We start from the raw sequence: 13,891 nt of genomic DNA, 5'->3' as shown, positions 1-13,891 counted from the left end.
TAATCGTTAGCTCAATCTGTATATTGTCGATGAATGACATTAAGAGGTTGTTATGAAAACATATTATTTAGCGACGGCTCTATGCCTCACCTTAGTTGGCTGTAGCTCAACATCAAAAACTACCGAAACGCCAATCCAGCCGGATCCGGCATGGACTTCAGGCCAACTAGAAAATGGCCTTACTTATCATGTTTATCCAGATCATGAAGAATCCGTATCTGTTCGTTTAGTCGTGCACGCCGGTTCGATTCAAGAGACTTCTCAACAAGAAGGCTACGCGCACTTCTTGGAACACATGGCATTCAATGGCAGTAAAAACTTCTCTCAGAACGATGTGATTCGTCTATTCGAAGACGCAGGCGCTAGCTTTGGTGCTGATATTAATGCCTACACTTCTTATGAAGAGACGGTCTACCAGTTAGATTTGCCAGATAACATCCAATTGCAGTCTGCTTTGACGTGGATGCGTGACATTGGTGATGGCCTGGATCTATCAAGTTCAGAAGTCGAAAAAGAAAAAGGCGTGGTTCTTGGTGAGTTCCGTATGGCTCGCCTCGATGATAAGTCATTCGGAGAGAAATTCTTTGACCACTTCATTGAAGGCGGCCCGTACCAATCGCAAGATGCATTAGGGACTAAATCGTCGATCGTGAATGCTACTCCTCAAGGCATCAGCAACTTTTATCAGACTTGGTATCAACCTCAAATAGTTGAGCTGGTCGTTTCTGGTGATGTGGACATCAAAACTGTGATTCCACTTATTGAAGAAAAGTTTTCTAGCTGGGAGCGTGGCGATACGCCGAGACCAGAGAAACAGAAAATGACCTCATTCAATGAAGATGATTATGTTGAGTACGCAGGAAGAGAAGCGCCAAGCATCACTCTGACGTTTAACCGAGGTTTAAATAGAGTTGAAAATCATGCTCAGCAGCATCAACGTTGGTTAGATGAAACCTCTCAACAGTTGATTCGACAACGATTAGAAGCAGTATTTAATGATGCCGCGCTGCCGACTCAATGGATAGCGTCTGATGGCTATCGAATGGGTGCTCTGCACTATTCGGCAATAAGTGTTGGGTTTCCGGCTGGAGACCGTGAAGTAATCCAACAAGATCTGCTTTCTACATTGGCGTCATTGCGTGATTTTGGTGTTTCGGAAACGGATATTGTTGGCGAACAGCACTACTATCAAGACTTACTCGACAACATCGAGCATGACTGGGATAAAATGGATAGCGTTGAACACGCGAACTACAAAGCGAGTGCGTTAGTCAATGATCGAATAGTCCAATCACAGAAAGATTATCAAGCAAGCTTGGAAGCTTTCATCGCTAACTTGAGCCTTGAAGTGATTAACGACAACATCAAGAATCTACTTTCTGATGATTACTTTATTGTTATTGGGATGGATGACTCCGAAGACAGAACAGCGATCATCAACTCTCTCGATAGTTTAAAAGCCACGTATCGCGAGGCGGGAGTTCCGCCGCTTGCGATTGGAACAGCGAGTGCTTTTGCTGTACCTAGCTCGCAAGGCGAGGTTGTACTTGCTGAACAAATGTCTATTGACCCATACATCCAAAAGTGGACGTTAAGCAATGGCATCGACATGTGGTACCTGCGTGATTATGAGGCAGGTGATGATGTTGGGGTGATGTACATGAGCCTCGGCGGAAAAGCCGCTTTGGATCCGAGCTTGTACCCAGCTGTTGAGGTTGCGTTACCTACCTTCGCTCGAAGTGGTGTCGGTGAGTTTACGGGCTCTGAGCTTTTAGCGTACTTTGATCGTGAAAATATTAGCGCCGATTCTTTCATTGGCAACACTCGCCATGGTGTTGAATTTAGTATTAACAAAGATGGGCTCAAAGATACGTTTGCTGCGCTTTATACCTTCATAACTGCGCCTAAAATTGTTCCCGAGCAGTTAGAGGCAGTGAAACAGGAGTTTGTACAAGGTCAAGAATCTTTCTTGAGCAGCCCTGTCGGTCAGTTTGAGCGCGCAAGAAACCAGAATATCTATCGTCAAGACAGTGGCCACCTCTTTGTTGATAAAGAACGTGTTGAAGCGGTTTCTGTGGAAGACGTCGCTAATCTTCATCAGCAATTGTTTGGTCAAATGAGGCATAACCAATTGGTGATCGTGGGTGACATCGACCCAAGTGAATTAAAGCCTTTGGTTGAGCAATACTTGGCTTCGATTCCATTAGAAAAAGCTGAGGTTCCTGAATTTAAGGTGGCTTACAAGCAGCCATCTGAATCACGCATTGATTTAGCGATCAACAATGTGAATAGTGCAGAGTACATCTTACGAGTCATCTCTGAACCTGAAGCCGAAACCGACCAAGGCGTAACGGCAAAAGATATCTTCACGGAAAACTTGCTAGAACGACTGCTGGCGGCTCGTTTAGATGCTTATATTCGTGAAGAGTTGAGCTTAGATTACTCGCCATATACGTATTCATCATCCGCAGATAGTGAGCTGAGTGGTGAGCGGGTTATCGGGGCGATGGTAGCGCCGGAGAACGTTGACCAAGTTGAAGTGGCGATCGATAAAGTGATTGCAGACCTTTTACAAGGCGTCTCTGAAAAGGAAATGCACGCAGTCGTGAAACAGTTTGAAGCGGACTTCACGCCTCTCGAGACGAGCTCTATTGACCAAGCATGGTATCTGTCTCGTTATTTACTTCATGGTTACGATATCGAAGCTTTGTCTCAAGTTGAGCGAGTGGCGAGGTCGATTACTGCGGAAGACATGAATCAACTTGTCCAACGCATCTTTGGTGAAGATAGCCGTAAGGTTAAGAACATCATGCGTCCTAAAGCCTAAAGCCTAAAGCCTAAAGCCTAAAGCTTGAAACCAACAGAAAGAGACAACTCAAAGCCAAGCGAGCACCGCTTGGCTTTCTTGTTTTCCCACCATTCATAACGTCTATGCCTCACCTGTTGTTAAGCCGTTTTAGATCTATGTAAATCTAAATTTTGAGATCGCTTAATCGGTTGCATCGTATCATTTTCTAAAAAAATGTTTTAAATCAAGACAGCGTTTCATTTGTATTGTAGATTGACGATCTACGAGAATGTTGTTTGGATATTAGATTGCTTAAACTGGGTACCCGATTAGTCTTAATGTTGTTTTTACTGAGCTTTGGCTTAGTGAATTCTAACGGCTATTCGTTTCCTTCTAAGCCATTTCAAATATACTCGGCTCAAGAGCAATCTTCACAGAATGATCTTTGTAAACAAGCTGATACGGATAATCCGTCGAGCTACTTAGAGTGCGATAAGGCTCAGTTTGGCACCGTGCCTTCTGGTGACAGTTCTAACTATCACGACACCGAATCAAGCCTTCAAGCAGCAAACTTCAGACGTATGCTCAGTAACGAGCAAGAAAGCGTGGCCGATCTTGAGCCTGCTTATCATCTACTGATTGACTTCTCTCCCCCCTCAATACTGGCTTCCCTGCTCTTCAACACGCCGTTGTTGGATTCCAAGCTGCACTGGACCAGTATTGTGAGTTCTCCGTCCTCCCGGCTTTCTGGGTGGAAAGAGGGCAACATCCAATACTCGCATTTCCGAGAACTTCTTAGCTAATCGTTTGACCCTAAATTGGTCGTATCGATGGTCAATTGTGCCGTTGAACTCACCAGTTAATCAAATATAGCGACACATAATTTTAGCCTCACTATCGTTCAATCAGCTTGTTCTGGTTGTGATTAGCCATCGCTCGTGTTCGCAAAACATTAGACATACCAATCGTAGTAAATAACTGAACACCCTAGCTGGTTAAAATGCTCGATAACTGCGTTAGAATTTTTGATTGTAGAATAGCTACTTATCGAAAAATCCTGCCTTGTTCTCAAGCCTTTTTCCTTCGCTAGTGTCGATCATTTATTCACCGTGATTGGTAAAAAGAAGAGATCTTGACTGTGAAAAAACGCATTCCAAGAAAACAAATTAACCACTACTCAAAGTGGAAATACGTGGTGCTTATCGCCACTATCATCATCATGGTTCTGAGTGCTTTACCTTCTTGGTATGGCGAGAATGCGTCGGTTCAAATTAACAACCGTTCTGAACAGACCATCGATGCTAGCCAAATTACCCAATACCTTGCGAGCGAAGGCATCCAAGCTAAATCGGCATTTCAAAAAGACCAACGTTTAGTCGTGATCTTGGAAGACGCAGAACAACAAGCGAAGGCTAAAGAGGTGCTGAATGAGCGCCTATTGGATAACGCGACGGTTGCGCTAGCGATGGAGCCAGCAGCACCGAAATGGTTGACTGACATGGGCTTCGCACCGATTCAGCTAGGCCTTGATTTACGTGGTGGCGTGCAGTTCCTGTTAGAAGTGGACATGGAACCGGTTTACCACGCACAAGCGCAATCTGTAGTCGATGAAATCACCAGCCAAGTGCGTTATGCACGCGGTAAAGTGGTGAACAACCAAGTTGAGTTTAACTTCCGTACTGATGCCGATTTCGAGAAAGCACAGAAACTGATTCGCGAAGAGTTCCCACAATGGCAACGTGACCGTTCAGATAAATCGCTAACGTTAACTCAGTCTGAAGAAGAGCAAAGAACGCTACGTAATCTAACGGTTCAACAAAACCTGCAGATCATGCGCAGCCGTATTGAAGAGCTAGGCATCACTGAGGCATCGATTCAACGCCAAGGTGAAAGCCGTATCCGTATCGAATTACCGGGTGTACAAGACCCTGCAGCTGCGAAAGACGTGATTGGTGCTACGGCTTCATTAGCGTTCTACTCTGTGTACGACAACGCAACGCGCAATACTCAAACTCTGAAAGATTCAGATGGTAATCGCGTAGTGGTTGCTCGCAAAGCAGTGCTGAGCGGTGAACACATTATCGATGCACGCAGTGGCATTGGTGAAATGGGCAGTGCAGAAGTAAACATCACGCTTGATTCTTCTGGTGGTAAGAAAATGTCTGAGTTTTCTCGCCATAACATCGGCAAGCCAATGGCGACCGTTTACAGCGAATACAGCCGTGACAGAGCCGGTAACAGCGAAAAAACCAGTGAAGTGATCAGTGTGGCGAACATCCAATCTCAACTGGGTAGCCGTTTCAGAATCACAGGTGCAGGCAGCATGGCAGAAGCACAAGAGCTTGCTCTACTGCTACGTGCAGGTTCATTAACTGCGCCTGTTACCATCATTGAAGAGCGTACCATTGGCCCATCTCTGGGTGCTGAAAACGTAACGAATGGCTTTGCTGCTTTGGCTCTTGGCCTTGGTCTTACTCTAACGTTTATGGCGCTATGGTACCGCCGTCTTGGCTGGGTCGCGAACTGTGCATTGGTGGTTAACATGACCACGTTGTTTGGTTTGATTGCCTTGCTACCGGGTGCGGTGTTAACTCTGCCGGGTATTGCGGGCTTGGTACTGACCGTCGGTATGGCGGTAGACACTAACGTGCTTATCTTCGAGCGTATTCGAGACAAGATGAAAGAAGGGCGCAGCTTTGCTAGCTCTATCGATCGTGGTTTCGATAGCGCATTCTCGTCAATTTTCGATGCTAACGTCACCACCATGATCGTTGCTGTGGCTCTATACACCATTGGTAATGGACCGATTCAGGGCTTCGCTCTGACTCTAGGCTTAGGTCTTCTAACCAGTATGTTCACGGGCATTTTTGCTTCACGAGCGATCATCAATTTGGTTTGGGGGCGTGACCAACGCCACGATGTAAGGATTTAAGCATGAGTACTTCAAAAATGACTATTTCAGACCGCTATTTTTCAAATAGCTATATTTCGGATAAGAATATGACTCGCCTTCGTAAGGTGATGTCTGCGATATCTATTGTGCTGTTCATGAGCTCTGTGATGCTGGTGGCGGTGAAAGGTTTTAACTGGGGCTTGGACTTCACAGGTGGTGTGGTTGCCGAGGTTCAGCTCTCTGATCAAGTCACCAAAGATGCGTTAAAAACAAAACTTGATACAGCTTTCCAACAAGACGTGCAAGTGGTTGGTATGGCAGAACAGGATCGCTGGACAATCCGTTATAGCCAACTGACAGACGCTCCACAGCCAAACTTAGTGGATGCTTTGTCTTCTGTCAGCGACCAAGTAAAAGTGCTTAACAGCAGCGTGGTTGGCCCTCAAGTTGGTCAAGACATGGTTGACCAAGGTGGCTTAGCGGTATTGGTGTGTTTCCTAATGATCATGCTGTACCTGAGTGTACGTTTTGAATGGCGTTTAGCACTCGGCGCCCTTGCCGCGATCATCTATGACGTGACGCTTATCTTGGGTCTGTTCGCTTTTACTCAGTTCGAGTTCAACCTGACTGTGTTAGCGGCTGTGTTGGCGATTTTGGGTTATTCATTGAATGACTCGATCATCATTGCCGACCGTGTCCGTGAGATGCTGCGTGGTAATCCAAATGGTGACACTGACAACCTGCTTAACGAATCGGTTAAAGCGACCTTCTCACGCACCATGGTGACCTCAGGTACAACGCTAATCACCGTATCTGCACTTTGGCTACTTGGTGGCGCTGCGCTGCAAGGTTTCGCGATTGCACTGGTTGTAGGTATTGTCAGCGGTACGTGGTCTTCAGTTTCAGTAGGTATCACACTGCCTAAGTTACTTGGTCTACAGCCTTGTCACTACCAAGTGAAAGCGCCGGTAGAAGTTGAGGGTGAGTACCCTTAGGCTCTCTATTGGTTAACAGTACGACTTAGTCAGTAACGTCAACAAAGCCCTTCGTTTATAACAAAACGAGGGGCTTTATTTTTTATAAGAGTCAGACAGTTACAGAAAAGAGAGCCTATTTCAAAAAACGATGGATTGAGCAGGCAAGCCCTCATGATATGAAGTATGTTTAGATGACGTTCGTAGAAATGAGGCAAGGGAATGGAATATCGACATCAATGTCATGTAGGCGACCATGGTGATGCGCTAAAGCATCCAGTATTGAGTGCACTTGTTCAGTCATTAATGCAGCAACATTCACGCCTCAATGTTATCGACACCCACTCTGGTACAGGGTGTTATGACCTCAACACTGCACCAAGTAATCATGCTGGTGAGTTTGCTGAAGGGGTTGGGTACTTGTGGCGAAACAAGGCTTATCTTCCTCCGGCATTCGCTTCTTTTATGTCGGTGCTGGAATACTACAATCCGAACCAACTTATCTCTCTCTATCCGGGTTCTGCAGCCATCACCTACCAACAAGGCCGCAGCCAAGATAGCTTCTATTTTTCAGACATTCAGCAAGATGAAGCCGACTTATTACAAACCAACATTGAGAAGCTGCAACGCGATCTTGATGTTTCAAGTAAGCTCACCATTACCGCTGGCGATGGCTTGAAAGCACTGCCTGACGACATAGCAAAACACGACAACCATCACCTGATTGTTATCGACCCGCCCTATGAAACCGATTCTGAATATCTCGCGGTGATCGATGCCTTGGTTAAGGCGTATCAGCAGTCTGAGGAGGTATCAGCATTAATTTGGTATCCGCTTTACACGGATGATAAGAGCTCACTGATTCTGAATCACTGCGTGACAGCGGTAAAAGATGGCTTGCTACCAAGTCCGATCAAGTCGGAGCTTCGCCTTCGTGATCCTAAGGGGGATGATCGCCTGATCGGTAGTGGTTTACTGTTGTTCAATCCTCCCCAAGGCATTGCGGGAACGGTCGCGGATACGCTTGATTATTTACACAGCCAACTCGCAACAAATGGTGAAGGGTATTGGCAAATGAGAATTCTATAAATCTGATTTCTATGGATTTTATGATGATTTTCTAGACGTCGTTCACTAAATCACTGTTATTTATGTGGTTTAAATTGACCAAACGCTAACTTTTATCGATTGATTAATTGCAGTGAATCATTTAAAAATAGTACATCAATGCGCACAGGTGCATACTGGCTCATAAGTTAAATAATTACCCCTAATTAATATCAGATTGTGGTTTACCCCCTAAACTGCATAAGGCTCGCACTAGTCATGCGAGCCTTTCTTTTGCCTGTCGGAAAATCTAAGGCAGTTCTATCAATTTAAGATTCACTACAACACTGGATAATCGATGTAGCCTTTTTCGTTGCCGCCGAACAGAGTGGCGCCATCAAGTTCTGATAGTTCGCTGCCGTTTTGTAGGCGTGATACGAGATCTGGGTTAGCAACGAATGGGCGACCAAATGCGACGAGATCGGCGTAGCCTTTGCTTAGTACTTCTTCGGCGCGTTGTGGTGTGTAACTGCCAGCGACGATGATGGTGTTAGAGAACAAGGCTCTTAGCTCTATACGGAAGCTTTCAGGTATCACAGGCGCGTCATCCCAATCGGCTTCTGATAGGTGCAGATAAGCGATATTACGAGCTTGCAGTTCCTTTGACGCTTCTAAAATCGTTGGCACGATGTCTGGGCAGTTCATGTCTTTGAAGGTGATGAACGGGGCTAAACGTACACCCACTTTATCGGCACCAATCGCATCAATGACTGCATCCACTACTTCGATTAGAAAACGAAGTCGGTTCTCGCGGCTGCCGCCATAGTTGTCGGTGCGCTTGTTTGAGTTGGTTCTTAGGAACTGGTCAATCAGGTAACCATTGCCACCGTGGATTTCCACGCCATTGAACCCTGCCTCGACCGCTTTCTTCGCTGACTTAGCAAAATCTTGAACCACACGATCAATATCGGCTTGGGTCATTTCTCTTGGTTGAATGCAATCCACCATGTTGCCATTACCATTCTCATCAGAAATCCAAACCTGAGTTTCTACCGGAGCCAGTGCCGAAGGTGCGATTGGTAGTTCACCTTTTTGGAAGGTTGGATGAGACACGCGACCCACATGCCATAGTTGGCAGAATATCGCAGCACCTTGTTCTTTAGCAGCAGAGGTGACACCTTGCCAGCCTGTTACTTGTTCACTTGTGTAAACGCCGGGTGTGAATGAGTACCCTTGAGAGTCGTCTGAGATTTGTGTCGCTTCAGTGATGATTAGCCCAGCACTGGCACGTTGTTGGTAGTAAGTTGCCATCATTTCATTTGGCACGTTTCCAGGTTGGCTTGTACGAGCGCGTGTCATGGGGGCCATAACCACACGGTTTTGTAGTTCTAGGCCTTTCAGTTCTGCTGTTTCGAATAATTTGCTCATGGTATTTACCTTGTTTTAATGCTGTGATCTTTCGTTTTTTATTGGGGCGATAAGTCGCGTTATTTGCTTTCTGCTGGGCTGAAAATAGAGTTGCTCTGTGGCTTTTCAGATCGGTTGGCTTTTGCAATAAGCAACAAACCAATCACTGGGACAACAACGGCTGCGAACGGAATCATTCCTGCGCCTAGTTGGCTGTCGAGTACCATGCCGCCAAGGAATCCACCAAAGGCATTGGCTAAGTTAAACGCTGAGATATTCGCAGTTGCTGCTAGCTCTTGCCCTTCGCCACCGTGGTTCATTACTCGAAGTTGCATGGCAGGGACGTTCGCAAATGATGCAATACCAAAGATAAATGCAGCTGCAACGAATAGGATTTTGTTGTCTACCACAAGGCCAACCACCACCAATGACACGATCATTGCGACAGCCCAAAACATTGAAGCTTTGCCTAGGTTTTTATCTGAAGAGCGTCCGCCCAAGGTGTTACCGATGATTAAGCCAACACCTACAATCACTAAGATCCAAGTCACTGATTCTTGACTGTAACCCGTGATGTGCATGGCGATTGGCGCAAGGTAACCGTAAAGCGTCATGAAGCCAGACCAAGCAAAAGCGGTGATTGCTAAGCTGATCAGTAACATTGGATTTTTGAACGCTAGAAGCTGAGTTTTGATGTCTTTCGCTTCACTGTGACCTGTCGATTTAATCGATATCAAAATGGCAAGCATCGCGATAGTGCCAAGTGCTGCCACGGTAAAGAAAGTAGTGTGCCAGCCGAATTGCAAGCTGACCCATGTACCAGCTGGAACGCCAAGAACGTTAGCGAGTGTTAAGCCTGCGAACATTTGGCCAACGGCACGACCTGCCATTTTTTCAGACACTAAGTTGGTTGCAACAACCGCACCGATACCATAAAAAGGGCCTTGCACTAAGCCTGCGATAACACGGCTGGCAAGTAGAAGTGGGTAGCTAGGAGCAAGGGCTGATAAGACATTACCGATGATGAACAGTGCCATTAAGCCAATCAGTACCATCTTCTTGTTAAAACGTGCGAGGTAGATGGTTAAGATCGGGCCACCAATAACGATAGCCAATGCGTAAGCACTGATTAGGTATCCGGCTTGACCTTCGGTGATCGAAAGGGATGTGGCAATTTGTGGAAGGATGCCTGCAATAACAAACTCAGCGGTGCCGATGGCAAAAGCTGCGAGTGTCAGTATCCAAACTTGGAATGGGATCTTTTCTTTATGGATCGCTTCTGATTTCATAGTGAAGTACCTGTGTTAATTCTTGTTTGTTAGGACGTGAGATACACGCCCTAACGATTGTTCTTTATGTCTTTGCTTCTTTGCTTCTTTGCGGAGTGTTAGCCGAGTAGAGCGCCGCCATCGATATCGATGATTGACCCTGTGACGTATGGGTTATTAATTACGAACAGGTAACCCATGGCTATCTCTGAAGGCTCGCCAACCTTGCCTGCGGGTAGGTTGTTTTTGGCGTTGTCGTACATGCTTGTACGAGCGGAATCGTCCATGTTTTTGTAGGCTTCCGTCATGGTTAAACCCGGGCTAACGGCATTGACTCGAATAGGTGATAGCTCTTTCGCCAGTATTTTGGTTACGCTTTCTAGTGCGGCGTTGATGGCGGTTTTTACGTAAGTACCAGCAACAACTTTGCGTGACAACATGCCAGTTGTGAACGTGATAGACCCGTTTGGTGTCATGTAACGAGCGGCATGTTTGGCTACGTTTAAGCTGCCCCAAAACTTAGTGTCAAAAGCTGTCTTGGCGTCTGCGGTTGCTACGTCTGTTACTTTTCCTGCGGGAGCGGATGAGCCAGCCGTTACGATTAAGTGGTCAAACACGCCAATCGATTCAAAGTATTCACAAATTGATTTTTCATTGCTGATATCAAGTCCTGTATGTCGGCTAGCGATGTGCACTGTGTTGTTTTCGTTTCTCAATTTCATCGCGAGTGCCTTGCCGATACCTGATGTGCCACCAATGATGACGAAAGTGTGTTTCTCTTGTTTAGTCGATTCGTTAGTCATGCTCTGAATTCCTGCGTTGTTCTGTTGATGTTTGCCATTATATTTATTCGACTAAATTTGATAATTGGTTAAAATATAAATTCATTATTCGGTTAACCTGAATAGTGTGACTGAGTATTCAAATCGAGCATTAAGATCGAGAAGTAAGACAAAGAGGTGGAAGCGAGAATCGTATGGATAAGTTTTCAGATATGGCGATGTTCGTCAGTATTGTTAAGCATCACGGGTTAGCGGCGGCGGGGCGAGAGTTAGGGCTTTCTCCTGCGACCATGACAGCAAGGCTGCAGGCGCTTGAAGAACGATATGGTGTGAAGTTGTTGAATCGAAGCACGCGTCATGTGTCTTTGACCGACTCAGGGGAGCTGTATCACAAGGCATGTTTGGAGATTTTAGACAACGTCAGTGAGGCCGAAAACCTGATTCAAAATGGCGTAAAAGAAGTCAAAGGCTCGCTAAAAATCGCCGCGCCTAAAGACATCGGAAAGCAGTACATTCTTCCGATTCTCTCTGAGTTCTGTCAGCAATATCCCGACGTGATCCCTTACCTCTACTTGAACGATAACCTCTCGAACATTGCTGAATCTGGCATGGATATCGTGGTCCGTTATGGTGAACTGGTCGACAGCAGTTTGATATCCAGACGCTTGTCACCAAGCCGACGTGTGCTGTGTGCTTCTCCTGAATATCTTGCCAAGCATGGAACACCGTTAACACCACAAGATTTGATTGATCACGATTGTTTAGCCATGCTGCGCAGCAATGAAGAGCTCAAGATATGGCACTTCCAAGATCATGATATGAAGAAGTCGATTACGGTTGTTCCAAAGCGATTTTCAGACGATGGCGAAGTTATTCGCTACTGGGCATTAAAAGGCGAGGGCATTGCTCTTAAATCGGTACTGGATGTGCAAGGCGACATCAATAACCAGCGCCTTGTGACGCTGCTTAATGGCTACATGAAGAACTTCAACACCGCGATGTCGGTGTCGAGTGCCGATTTGAATGTGGTGTACATCAGCAAGAAATATCAGCCCAAGCGTATCCGGTTGTTTCTTGATTTCTTGTTTGAGCGGTTTGGCGATTTGGTTGAAAAGTCTAGTTAGATTAGCCGAGAAGCAGCGCATGACAGATCTCTCGAACTCAACACCCGGGTACGGACAGAGAACATTGAACTGGTTATGATACGACCAACATAAGGATGTGATTGGAGAGAAAAATGAAAGTCGTCGGAGATACGGTTATCCAACCTTTTCACAAGGCAACCTGCCATTGCGGTGCGGTTGAACTAGAGCTCAGTTTACCTAACGGGATAGAAAAACCACGCCGCTGTGATTGCTCGATCTGTCGTCGCAGGGGAGCGATTGTGGGCTCTGTTGCGCTGGATGGCATCAAGATCCTTAAAGGTGCAGAGCATCTCAAGCTTTACCAATTCAATACCAATACCGCGAAGCATTACTTCTGCTCAAACTGCGGTATCTATACCCATCATCAGCGCCGTTCTAGCCCAAACGAATACGGTTTTAACATCGGCTGTTTGGAAGGGGTGAATCCTTTTGATATTGGTGATGTGGTGACCAACGATGGTGTCAATCATCCAGCTGATCGTTAATTTATTGAGCTTTAAAAAGGGAAGAAATTATGTCTGAATATGGAGCGGTCATTCGCTGGAAAAAAGCAGAAGATGAAGTCTTTAGCGACAATCAATACAGTCGAGGTCATACGTGGGAGTTCGATGGTGGTGTCACTGTGCCTGCTTCGTCCTCTCCACATGTTGTGCCACTGCCGTTTTCGGTGGAAGCGAATGTTGATCCAGAAGAAGCGTTTATCGCGGCACTTTCTAGCTGCCATATGCTGACGTTTTTGGGCATTGCCGCAAAGCAGAAGTACGTGATCGACTCCTATGTCGATGATGCGATTGGTGTGCTGGAAGAAGATGAATCTGGCCGCTCATCGGTCACTAAGGTGACTCTGCGCCCTAAAATTGTGTTTTTAGGTACCAAAAAGCCCACCGCCAAGCAGCTCGACAAACTGCACCACTTGGCGCACAAAAACTGCTTTATCGCGAACTCGGTAAAAACGGACATTGTGGTAGAAACTAAAGCGTAAACCACACACGTTAACATCCAAAAACCGCGAGGTTGCTTAGTGCATCACTGGCGGTTTTTTTGTGTCTGTGTAATCCTACGTACGGTTTTAATTGAGTGACAGTTAGAAAGTTTTGAGAGATAGGTAGAGAGCTCTTGAATGGTAGGAATAGATTGATTAGCAGAGAGTTATGTTTAGCGTCCCATTGAATAGTTTTGTACATCGTGTGAGTGATAAAAGCCAAGTGATGGTGAATGCTGCGGAATGTGGATGTCAGTTGAAACGAGTTCGTCGTTCGCGTAATTGGCTGTTGGTCGCTCAAGAGTATCAACTCGTTGAATTTAAAACGATGTTAACCCATGAAAAAGACGGTTGGATAGCAATTGCAATCGACAAAGTGCTGCCTAAACCCGTGGTGTGTTTGGCATCTCTGTTGGCCGCTACACCTTCAATGACTGTGGCTCAGCTGGTGATGGAATCTGGATGTTCAATGGCCGAAGCAAGACGTGCTATTGATGAACATGAAGGTCTGTAGGCGTATTCAAATCGTGTGAAAAGAGAATTGCGAGCAGCAAAAAGCCCGTAACGATATTGCGCTGGAAAACGTCATATCGTTACGGGCTTTA

12 protein-coding genes are annotated in these 13,891 nt (G+C 46.0%); 9 read left to right on the top strand and 3 right to left on the bottom strand.

The features are described from left to right. Positions 1-52: 52 nt before the first annotated feature. The 5 genes from AB4585_RS09870 (at position 53) to rlmJ (ending at position 7,744) form a co-directional block, all read left to right on the top strand. Entirely contained in the window at positions 53-2,827 is a 2,775-nt protein-coding gene (locus AB4585_RS09870) for a M16 family metallopeptidase (RefSeq protein WP_372169702.1), read from the top strand. Positions 2,828-3,126: 299 nt separating this feature from the next. Then, positions 3,127-3,591: a hypothetical protein gene (locus tag AB4585_RS09865; protein WP_017072340.1), complete on the top strand. Its 465-nt coding sequence runs from the start codon at positions 3,127-3,129 to the stop codon at positions 3,589-3,591. 329 nt (positions 3,592-3,920) lie between these two features. Next, positions 3,921-5,720 carry a protein translocase subunit SecD gene (gene secD, locus AB4585_RS09860; protein ID WP_372169699.1) on the top strand — a complete coding sequence of 600 codons (1,800 nt, stop codon included), beginning with the start codon at positions 3,921-3,923 and terminating at the stop codon, positions 5,718-5,720. Between the two features lie 2 nt (positions 5,721-5,722). Then, positions 5,723-6,676 (top strand): protein translocase subunit SecF, encoded by a 954-nt coding sequence (secF, locus tag AB4585_RS09855; RefSeq protein ID WP_017061264.1) that lies wholly within the window; start codon positions 5,723-5,725, stop codon positions 6,674-6,676. Positions 6,677-6,877: 201 nt separating this feature from the next. Beyond that, positions 6,878-7,744, top strand: coding sequence for a 23S rRNA (adenine(2030)-N(6))-methyltransferase RlmJ (gene rlmJ / locus AB4585_RS09850; protein ID WP_372154593.1), 867 nt, complete (start codon positions 6,878-6,880; stop codon positions 7,742-7,744). A gap of 297 nt (positions 7,745-8,041) precedes the next feature. Here the strand turns inward: rlmJ and AB4585_RS09845 are convergent, their stop codons facing one another. From AB4585_RS09845 to AB4585_RS09835, 3 genes are all read right to left on the bottom strand, one after another. Then, a complete protein-coding gene (locus AB4585_RS09845; protein ID WP_372154592.1) occupies positions 8,042-9,130 on the bottom strand; it encodes an alkene reductase in 1,089 nt (362 codons plus the stop codon). A 59-nt stretch (positions 9,131-9,189) separates the two neighbouring features. Next, the gene (locus AB4585_RS09840) at positions 9,190-10,398 is read right to left on the bottom strand and encodes an MFS transporter (RefSeq protein ID WP_102428123.1); all 1,209 of its coding nucleotides are present in this window, start codon (positions 10,396-10,398) and stop codon (positions 9,190-9,192) included. A gap of 98 nt (positions 10,399-10,496) precedes the next feature. Continuing rightward, positions 10,497-11,180: an SDR family oxidoreductase gene (locus AB4585_RS09835; protein WP_102332307.1), complete on the bottom strand. Its 684-nt coding sequence runs from the start codon at positions 11,178-11,180 to the stop codon at positions 10,497-10,499. 173 nt (positions 11,181-11,353) lie between these two features. On the opposite strand from AB4585_RS09835, the gene AB4585_RS09830 reads away from it, so the two are divergent. From AB4585_RS09830 to AB4585_RS09815, 4 genes are all read left to right on the top strand, one after another. Beyond that, the gene (locus AB4585_RS09830; RefSeq protein ID WP_372154591.1) at positions 11,354-12,283 is read left to right on the top strand and encodes a LysR family transcriptional regulator; all 930 of its coding nucleotides are present in this window, start codon (positions 11,354-11,356) and stop codon (positions 12,281-12,283) included. A gap of 113 nt (positions 12,284-12,396) precedes the next feature. Beyond that, positions 12,397-12,789, top strand: a complete 393-nt coding sequence (locus AB4585_RS09825; protein ID WP_017057647.1) for a GFA family protein — start codon at positions 12,397-12,399, stop codon at positions 12,787-12,789. Positions 12,790-12,818: 29 nt separating this feature from the next. Beyond that, on the top strand, positions 12,819-13,286 hold the full coding sequence (locus AB4585_RS09820; RefSeq protein WP_065583947.1) for an OsmC family protein: 468 nt from the start codon (positions 12,819-12,821) through the stop codon (positions 13,284-13,286). A 169-nt stretch (positions 13,287-13,455) separates the two neighbouring features. Continuing rightward, the gene (locus tag AB4585_RS09815) at positions 13,456-13,800 is read left to right on the top strand and encodes a ribosome recycling factor family protein (RefSeq protein WP_017061272.1); all 345 of its coding nucleotides are present in this window, start codon (positions 13,456-13,458) and stop codon (positions 13,798-13,800) included. The last annotated feature ends 91 nt before the right edge of the window (positions 13,801-13,891 follow it).

This window comes from Vibrio sp. 10N.222.49.C9 (genome assembly GCF_041474985.1).
Classification (GTDB): domain Bacteria; phylum Pseudomonadota; class Gammaproteobacteria; order Enterobacterales; family Vibrionaceae; genus Vibrio; species Vibrio crassostreae_C.
The sequence above is the reverse complement of the archived record's forward strand: the minus strand, read 5'-3'. Positions and strand labels throughout refer to the sequence as shown.

What these genes read in the sequence shown, in the direction of transcription:
- AB4585_RS09870 (WP_372169702.1), top strand. Translation starts at nt 53, where the DNA reads ATGAAAACATATTATTTAGCGACGGCTCTATGCCTCACCTTAGTTGGC.
- AB4585_RS09865 (WP_017072340.1), top strand. Translation starts at nt 3,127, where the DNA reads ATGTTGTTTTTACTGAGCTTTGGCTTAGTGAATTCTAACGGCTATTCG.
- secF (WP_017061264.1), top strand. Translation starts at nt 5,723, where the DNA reads ATGAGTACTTCAAAAATGACTATTTCAGACCGCTATTTTTCAAATAGC.
- rlmJ (WP_372154593.1), top strand. Translation starts at nt 6,878, where the DNA reads ATGGAATATCGACATCAATGTCATGTAGGCGACCATGGTGATGCGCTA.
- AB4585_RS09845 (WP_372154592.1), bottom strand. Translation starts at nt 9,130, where the DNA reads ATGAGCAAATTATTCGAAACAGCAGAACTGAAAGGCCTAGAACTACAA.
- AB4585_RS09840 (WP_102428123.1), bottom strand. Translation starts at nt 10,398, where the DNA reads ATGAAATCAGAAGCGATCCATAAAGAAAAGATCCCATTCCAAGTTTGG.
- AB4585_RS09835 (WP_102332307.1), bottom strand. Translation starts at nt 11,180, where the DNA reads ATGACTAACGAATCGACTAAACAAGAGAAACACACTTTCGTCATCATT.
- AB4585_RS09830 (WP_372154591.1), top strand. Translation starts at nt 11,354, where the DNA reads ATGGATAAGTTTTCAGATATGGCGATGTTCGTCAGTATTGTTAAGCAT.
- AB4585_RS09825 (WP_017057647.1), top strand. Translation starts at nt 12,397, where the DNA reads ATGAAAGTCGTCGGAGATACGGTTATCCAACCTTTTCACAAGGCAACC.
- AB4585_RS09820 (WP_065583947.1), top strand. Translation starts at nt 12,819, where the DNA reads ATGTCTGAATATGGAGCGGTCATTCGCTGGAAAAAAGCAGAAGATGAA.
- AB4585_RS09815 (WP_017061272.1), top strand. Translation starts at nt 13,456, where the DNA reads ATGTTTAGCGTCCCATTGAATAGTTTTGTACATCGTGTGAGTGATAAA.